The sequence below is a fragment of the Bacillus sp. AFS029533 genome (assembly GCF_002585125.1).
In the GTDB taxonomy this organism is placed as follows: Bacteria; Bacillota; Bacilli; order Bacillales; family Bacillaceae_G; genus Gottfriedia; species Gottfriedia luciferensis_B.
Genome location: NZ_NUQC01000061.1, coordinates 1 through 7427, shown reverse-complemented (window position 1 = coordinate 7427; position 7427 = coordinate 1). Strand labels below are relative to the sequence as shown.

Annotated in this window: 4 protein-coding genes; 3 read left to right on the top strand and 1 reads right to left on the bottom strand. The window is 32.2% G+C overall.

Annotation, left to right across the window (positions count from 1 at the left end; genetic code table 11):
• Positions 1–128 precede the first annotated feature (128 nt).
• Entirely contained in the window at positions 129–1025 is an 897-nt protein-coding gene (locus tag COE53_RS22260) for a L,D-transpeptidase family protein (RefSeq protein ID WP_069034424.1), read from the bottom strand.
• Positions 1026–1503: 478 nt separating this feature from the next.
• Between COE53_RS22260 and COE53_RS22255 the strand changes: the two genes are divergently transcribed.
• The 3 genes from COE53_RS22255 (at position 1504) to COE53_RS22245 (ending at position 7038) form a co-directional block, all read left to right on the top strand.
• Positions 1504–3132 (top strand): glycoside hydrolase family 13 protein, encoded by a 1629-nt coding sequence (locus tag COE53_RS22255; RefSeq protein WP_069034423.1) that lies wholly within the window; start codon positions 1504–1506, stop codon positions 3130–3132.
• 382 nt (positions 3133–3514) lie between these two features.
• Positions 3515–5251 carry an ABC transporter ATP-binding protein gene (locus tag COE53_RS22250; RefSeq protein ID WP_069034422.1) on the top strand — a complete coding sequence of 579 codons (1737 nt, stop codon included), beginning with the start codon at positions 3515–3517 and terminating at the stop codon, positions 5249–5251.
• A complete protein-coding gene (locus tag COE53_RS22245) occupies positions 5251–7038 on the top strand; it encodes an ABC transporter ATP-binding protein (protein ID WP_098948738.1) in 1788 nt (595 codons plus the stop codon). Before COE53_RS22250 ends, COE53_RS22245 begins: the two co-directional genes overlap by 1 nt.
• Positions 7039–7427 lie beyond the last annotated feature (389 nt).

Below are 7427 nucleotides of genomic sequence, written 5' to 3'. Positions count from 1 at the left end.
TTTTATTGACGTAGATACAGTTTTGTCAATTTTAATTGCGAAAACCAGATTTTATTTGCAGTCCACCTTAATCACAAAAAAAATAAGGGTTCCATTAAAAGTTAGACTTTTGGATACCCTCTAATAGTTTAATATTTTAATTTTTGAACCCCATTTAATTGACTATCGAATCTGTCCTCACCATTTGTTTTTACATTTTTCTTTAATGTAAGTGTATAAAAATAAGCCGATACTAACTCGCGGTTTTTTTCTTGGAGTTTGTCTAATAATAATTTTTTTGTACCAGCACCAACAACTCCATCACTAGTTAAGCCATTATCTAGTTGGAATGCTCTCACTGCCTGATCTGTGCCTTTAGCAAAATAGCCATCGACCCCGTTTGTAGAATATCCTAATTTAGTTAATGAATCCTGCAGCCATTCAACCTCTGAACCTACACTTCCAAGTTGTAAACTAGTCGGAATATCCGTTGGTTTTGTTACTACTACAGTTCCTGAATCATCATCAAATAAATGATTTGCAACGGCGATGTCTTGGAACGATTGGTTAGATGAAGTGATTAAAACAGTAGCACCTTTTTGAACTCGATCATATAACCATTCTACTTCTTCATCATACATTCGTACACAGCCGTGACTAGCATAAGTTCCAATAGAACTTGGATTATTATTTCCGTGGATTGCATAGGTTGTACCCCATGTCCCTCTAGCATTTAAACCTAACCACCTATTACCAAGTGGATTCCTCGGATCACCCCCAGGAATATTCTCTTTATAATAAGGCCGATTTACAATTTTAACGACGATTTTAAATTTGCCTTCAGGAGTTAGATCCTGACTCTTACCGGTAGCAACTTTAAAAACTTTTACCAATTTACCATTCTCATAAAAAGCTAATCTATTAATCGATTTATTAATAATGATAAATTGCGAAACAGGTTTTGTTTCTGCCGCGAAAGACTGAACAAAAGAAGTGCTTAAAAATAAAAGCAGTACTAAGAAAAAAATAAAACAGCGCTTTAACAAAGTTTTCCCCCCAACAATATTTAGAAAATGCGTAGCCTTATATAGTATGAAGGGAATGCTTGTCCTATCAATTTTAAATTTGAAATAAAGAAAAAATAGTTAATTGGAATACTGGATAAGGTCTAAAAATGGATCTATAAGTCTTTTAGATTTTCAAATAAGTTATAGGTTGAGATTAGTTTAATGGTAGGAACGGATATACTTTATTCATTTAAATCGTTGAAGAAAAATGTAAATGTTTGCATTAATGACCAATCTTGTTAAAATAGAAAATGTAAGCGGTTTAAAAGAATTTTGAATATACATTTACTAAGAATAGGACACTTTATATTATAAAATTGCGCACACGATTGCACGATTTTAAATTGGTTTAAATGTTTTGGAATTTCACGTACCGAATTATGTAGATTGAAGAAATAAAAAGCAAATAAATTTTTTGAGTTTTTAAGATTTATACATAATCTAGGAGGCAATTAAAATGGAGAAAAAATGGTGGCATAATAGTGTAGTTTATCAAATATATCCTAGAAGTTTTATGGATAGTAATGCTGATGGAATCGGTGATTTAAAAGGAATAATTGAAAAGCTTGATTATTTAAAGCTTTTAGGAATAGATGTTATATGGTTGAGTCCTGTATATAAATCTCCTAATGATGATAATGGTTACGACATTAGTGATTATTGTGACATTATGGAAGAGTTCGGGACGATGAATGATATGGATGAATTAATTTCTGAAGCGAATCGTCGAGAGATTAAAATCGTAATGGATTTAGTTGTGAACCATACATCTGATGAACATCCGTGGTTCATTGAATCTCGAAAGAGCAAAGATAACCCATATCGAGACTATTATGTTTGGAGAGATCCTGTGAATGGAAGTAAACCAAATGACCTTCCTTCTGTTTTCAGCGGCAGTGCATGGGAATATGATGAACAAACTGGACAATACTTTTTGCATTTATTTAGTAAAAGGCAGCCAGATTTAAACTGGGAGAATCCAAAAGTCCACGAAGAAGTATATAATATGATGAACTTTTGGCTTGATAAAGGAATTGGTGGATTCCGAATGGATGTAATAGATTTAATTGGAAAGATTCCAGATCAAGAGATTACGGCAAACGGTCCTAAGTTACATGAATTCTTGAAAGAAATGAATAAAAAGACTTTTGGAAATCATGATGTGCTAACTGTTGGTGAAACTTGGGGAGCAACTCCAGAAATTGCAAAGCTATATTCGGATCCTGCTCGAAATGAATTAAGTATGATTTTTCAATTTGAGCATATCGGTCTTGATCAACAAGAAGGTAAAGAAAAATGGGATTTAAAGCCATTGAATTTGTTAGAGCTAAAAGAAGTTTTTAATAAGTGGCAAACTCAGCTTGATGGAAAGGCTTGGAATAGCTTGTTCTGGAACAATCATGATTTACCACGAATTGTTTCTAGATGGGGTAATGATAAAGAATATCGGATTGAAAGTGCAAAAATGCTTGCTACAATCCTTCATTTAATGCAAGGTACACCTTATATTTATCAAGGTGAAGAAATTGGAATGACAAATATTCGATTTGAAAGCATTGATGAATATGACGATATTGAAACGAAAAATATGTATAATGACCGTATTTCAAAAGGTTACAAGCACGAAGACATAATGGAATCGATTTATACAAAAGGTAGAGACAATGCACGTACTCCAATGCAATGGAATGGAGAAAAGCATGGAGGTTTTACAAAAGGAAACCCTTGGTTAACAGTAAATCCGAATTTTACTAAAATAAATGTTGAACAATCGATAAATGATTCAGATTCAATTTTTCATCATTATCGTCAATTGATCCAATTGCGAAAAGAAAATCCTGCAATTGTTTATGGTTCATTTGAAATGCTTGCTGAAAAGGATGAAAAAGTATTTGCATATGAAAGACAGTATAATGGTGAAAAATTCTTAGTAGTAGCTAACTTTACAAATGAGGAAACAAACTTTAGTTATAGTAATAACTATAATGAAGTAAGTATAATTTTAAGTAATTATAAAGATTCAAGTGTAACGGGTGTGAATAATAGCTTAAGACCGTATGAAGCAATTGTTTATAAAATTAAATAATTAAATTTATTAAAAATAGTTTGACATTTTGAAGTCCACTCGTATATGATAAGAATATCAAATAAGAAGGAGGTAGGTTAACATGATGATTGTAAGAAAATTAAGCTGTGAAGCATCACAAAATTTCATAATGATTATGAACCCTATCTCTACGCAGGACGGACCACGTTGAAATTTAGATTTCAATTGACGATTTAGCCATGGGTTTATATTTCCCATGGCTTTTTTGTGCCAAAAATGAACGATTCATAACTGTTTGTTTTTGGGCGAAACGTTTCTTTATGGCCATGGGGTATGGAAAATATTCCCATGGTCTTTTTATTGTCAAAAAAAGTGGAGGGTTGCGTAGAGTTAGGTTAATTGATACAAGGGAGGTATAATTTTGTCTCGAATTTTAAAATATGTCTTTAGGCATAAGCTTTCATTTATTATTGGTTCAATTTCAATGGTTTTAGTTATAGGTGTGGATCATTTAATTCCTTATTTACAAATGATTCTAATCGATGATGGTATTACGAAAGGAAAATCATCAGTAGTTCTTCCGGTTATCGGTGGAATTATAGGTGTAACAATTATCAAATCAATTTTTGGTTATGTAAAAGAATATTTATATGACTTAGTAAGTTCAAAGGTACATGAGGATATAAAAAATGATATGTTCAAGCATATTCAAAGTTTTGAATTTAAGTATTTCGACTCGATGAATACGGGTGAATTACTATCGAGAATTAATGAAGATGTGGAAAATATCTGGCAAACAATTGCGTTTGGACTAAGATTGTTTGTTGAAAATATAATTTATTTTACTGTCAGTACAGTTATCTTATTTGTAATTAATTGGCAGTTGGCACTAATTTGTTTAGCAATCATGATCCCAATTGGATATATGGGGACGCGTTTAAATCGCTTACTTAATAAAGGTTACGGTAAAATAAGTGACCATACAGCTGAAATCAATACAACAGCTCAACAAAATATTGCGGGTGTAAGATTGGTTAAAGCATTTGCTAGAGAAAAGCATGAGACGTTGAAATTTTTGAAAATGAATCGTGGATATTATGATTTAAATATGTCTCAAGCTAAAATAATGCGTAAATATTTTCCTAATATTGAATTTTTAACAAATATTGCGCTTGTTGCAATGATTATTATCGGTGGATATTTCGTTTTACAACAAAGTATGACGCTAGGTGAACTAGTAGCATTCAGTGGATATATTTGGAACTTAATTTGGCCGATGAGAATGCTAGGCTGGTTAACAGATGTACTTTCTAAAAACCAAGCTTCTGCGAAGAAGATTTTTGAAATTTTAGATCGTAAAACAGCAATTGAAAACAAAGAAGGTGCATATACACCTAATCTAGTTGACGGTTCAGTGGAATATAAAAATGTAAGCTTCAAATATAATGATGAAATTGTCTTAAAAGATCTTAATCTATATATTCCAAGTGGTAGTAAAGTAGCGATTATGGGAACGACAGGTGCTGGGAAATCTTCAATTCTTCATCTGATTGGTCGCTCATACGATGTGGCCAAAGGGGAAGTTCTAGTAGATGGCGTTAATGTTAAAGATTTTAATCTAACATCTTTACGTCAAAATATGTCTCTCGTTTCTCAGGATACTTTCCTTTTCTCAGATACGATTGAAAATAATATTAAACTAGGAAACCCAGAAGCTACAATGGATGAAATCCGTGAAGCTTGCCGTATTGCTTGTTGTTTAGACTTTATTGATGAGCTAGAAGAAGGATTCAGCACGGAAATTGGTGAACGAGGTATTGGTTTATCTGGTGGCCAAAAACAACGTATATCAATTGCCCGCGCATTATTAAGAAATGCTCCTATCTTAATTTTAGATGATGCAACTTCTGCATTAGATATGGAAACGGAGTATGAATTATTACACAATTTAAATAAACGTTTCTCACATAGTACAACATTTATCATTGCACACCGTATTTCAGCTGTAAAAAATGCCGATGTAATTTTATTCGTTGAAAATGGGGAAATAGTTGAAAAAGGAAATCATAAACAATTACTTGATAAAAAGGGAAGATACTTTGAAGTCTACGAAGAACAATTCAAAGATTTTGAAACAGTAGAAAGCGGGGTGGTCTAATGGCACAAAATACGATAAATCGTGATGAAGACCAACTAAATCGGAGTAAAACCGAGCTTATTCTTAGGCTCGGGACTTATTTAAAGCCTTATAAATTAAAAACATTTAGCGTTATTTGTTTATTGTTATTTGTAATGGTAATCGGGATATTAAATCCATATTTACTAAAGGTAGCGATCGATACAAATATTAAAAATCACGATGTAAAAGGGCTCATAATGATTGGAGTTGTACTATTAGCACTAAATTTCTTAGCAATGATTGCCTCAAAAATACGTTGGACGATGATTAGCTCTGTTACGAATAATATTTTAGTAAATATTCGTCATGAGCTTTATACACATATTCAAAAACTATCATTTACGTTTTTTGATAATCGACCAGTAGGTAAAATTTTGGCTCGTGTAATGGGTGATATTAGTGCTCTCCAAAATTTATTCAACCAAAGTATTCAAACGTTAATTCCAGAATTACTAAGCTTAGTTTGCGTTACAGTCGTAATGTTTATTTTAAATGTTAAACTTGCAATCGCATCAGTATCAATTCTGCCATTTTTAGCAGTTGCCATGTTTTATATTGAAACACGTGCACGTAAAAGATGGGATGATTATAGAAAGAAACGTTCAAATTTAATTGCGTTTATACATGAAGATTTTTCAGGAATAAAAGTAGTTCAATCTTTTGCGAAAGAAAAAGATAAAGAAAAAGACTTCAAAGAAAAGGTTTCTGAATTAATGGGCTCATTCATGAGAGCAGTAAAAATGAATGACTTCTTCTGGCCATTAGTTGAGCTTTCTTGGGGTGTTGGTACTGTAATTGTATTTTATGTTGGATATAAGCTTGTAACTAGTCAAGATATCGAAGTTGGAACATTAATCGCATTTTCAATGTATATTGGCATGTTCTGGCGTCCAATTATGAACTTATCAAACTTTTATAATACATTAATATCAAACTTCTCGGCAGCTGATCGTATTTTTGACATTATGGATATTGATCCAGAAATTATTAGTGAAGAAAATGCACCTCCAATTGGACGTATTAATGGTGAAGTTCAATTTAGAAATGTGACTTTTGGTTATGATGAAAACTCTACAGTCTTAAAAAATGTGAATTTCACAATAAATCCTGGTGAAAAAATTGCATTGGTAGGTGCAACTGGAGCAGGGAAAACAACAATTGTTTCACTTTTAAGTCGATTCTATGATCCTTTAAAAGGTGAAATCTTAGTAGATGGGAACGATATTAAAAAAGTAGATTTAGAATCTTTTAGAAGTCAAATGGGAATAATGCTACAAGATACATTCCTATTCTCAACATCGATTATGGAAAATATTCGATACGGTAAATTAAACGCTACAGATGAAGAAGTAATTGCTGCAGCTAAAGCAGTCCATGCTCATGACTTTATTATTAAAATGGAGAATGGATATGATACAGATGTAAACGAGAGGGGATCAAGACTTTCATTAGGTCAAAGACAATTAATCTCTTTTGCTCGTGCTCTACTAGCTGATCCTAGAATATTGATATTAGATGAAGCTACTTCGAATATCGATACACATACAGAGAAGCTTGTTCAAAATGGAATTGAAAAGCTATTAGAAGGTCGTACATCATTTGTCATTGCCCACCGATTATCAACAATCCGTGACTGCGACAAAATTATGGTTATCGGAAACGGAAATGTCGAGGAAAGCGGTACACATGAAGAGTTACTAGGATTAAAAGGACATTATTATAAGCTATACATGGCGCAATATAGCTTCATTAATGATGGAGCATAATTGAACTGTTTTAATTAGATTGGGGCTGTCTCAAAAGTCAGGTTAACTGACATATGAGCGGCCCATTTTTATTGGGAAATGTACTACTCTGTTAGGGTATTTCAACAGAGTTTTTCATTTGCAGTTGATCTAATCGATTATTATAAGAAATTTTTGTAGATTCTTATCAAGTTTTTATTTGATAGAAGGCATATTTGCAAGTTTTCCATTTAAATGATCTGCTTTTGTCTGTTTTTTAGAAAGGAATACCTTAACTGGTATGGGTACTTTTATATTTTAATTGCGTTTTTTAGGATTTTAATTGCAGTTTTGTAAAATTTAATTGCGATTCTCAAATTTTAATTGCAGTTTCGCTAAATTTAATTGCGATTTGCATGTAGACTAAAAAA